General features: G+C 62.7%; 2 protein-coding genes. Both read right to left on the reverse strand.

The window, feature by feature from the left end; translation table 11 throughout:
• Positions 1-1,061 (reverse strand): FAD-dependent oxidoreductase (locus AC097P_RS24435; protein WP_479613008.1); only part of this gene is annotated, 1,061 nt, incomplete at its 3' end.
• A gap of 6 nt (positions 1,062-1,067) precedes the next feature.
• Positions 1,068-1,171: 2-oxo acid dehydrogenase subunit E2 (locus AC097P_RS24440; RefSeq protein ID WP_479613009.1), on the reverse strand; the 104-nt coding region annotated here is incomplete at its 5' end.

Consider the following 1,171-nt stretch of genomic DNA (forward strand, 5'->3'; position numbering starts at 1 on the left):
GTAAAGCAAACCGCAGCGATGGCCGCAGGGGTGAAATGGCGGCGTTTACCCGAAATGATCTCGGCCACCATTTCACCCTGCGCCATTGCCCGGTGGGCCAGCAAGGGCTCGCCCGTCAAATCGCCAATCGCCCAGACATTGCGCATCGATGTGCGGCACTGGTCGTCGACCTTGATGGAGCGGCCTTGCATGGCCAGCATCAGCTTCTCCAGCCCCCAGCCATGGGTGTGTGGCACACGGCCGATGGCCACCAGCACCTGGTCGGCGGCCAGCTCACTCTCGCGGCCCGCGGCGTCCAACACACGCACCGCATCACCGGCGGCGTTGAGCCCTTGGACCTTGCTGCCCAGTAATACCTGCACGCCCAGCTTGCGCAGGGACACGGCTACCGGTTTCGTCAGTTCCTCGTCGTACAACGGCAGGATGCGGTCCTGTGCCTCCACCACGGTCACATCGCTGCCCAGCTTGCGGTAAACCAGGCCCAGTTCCAGGCCGATGTAGCCACCACCCACCACCACCAATTTATTGGGGATGCTGTCGGGCGACAAGGCTTGTGTGGACGAGATGACGCGCCCGCCAAATGGCATGCCGGGCAAACCCAGCTCGACCGAACCCGTGGCCAGCACGATGTGTTCACCCTGGATGCGTACGGGGGCTGTGTCGGCCCTGTCCTGCGCCACATCGACGGTCTTGCCGTCCACCATCGTGGCCCAACCCTTGACGACCTTGACGCCATGCTTTTTGAGCAAGGCACCAACGCCACCGGTGAGCCGCGCCACGATGCCGTCTTTCCAGCGCACGGTCTGCGGGATGTCGATGCGCACGCCTTCCACATGGATGCCCAGCGTGTTGTCACCCATGAAGCTGCGCGACTGGTGGAAGGCGTCGGCCGCGTGGATCATGGCTTTGGACGGGATGCAGCCCACATTCAGGCAGGTGCCGCCGAGTTGTTCACCTTCGACCAGCGTGGTGGCTATGCCCAGTTGCGCGGCACGTATGGCCGTGATGTAGCCACCGGGGCCGCCGCCTATGACCAAAAGAGTAGTGTGTTGTATGTCCATGTCCAGTTACTCCACAAACAAGGTGGCCGGACATTCCAGGTAGCCACGTATCTTTTGTACAAATTCCGCCGCGTTCATGCCGTCCACCACGCGGTGGTCGAATGACGAGG

It is taken from the genome of Rhodoferax sp. ZS1R8 (assembly GCF_056521325.1).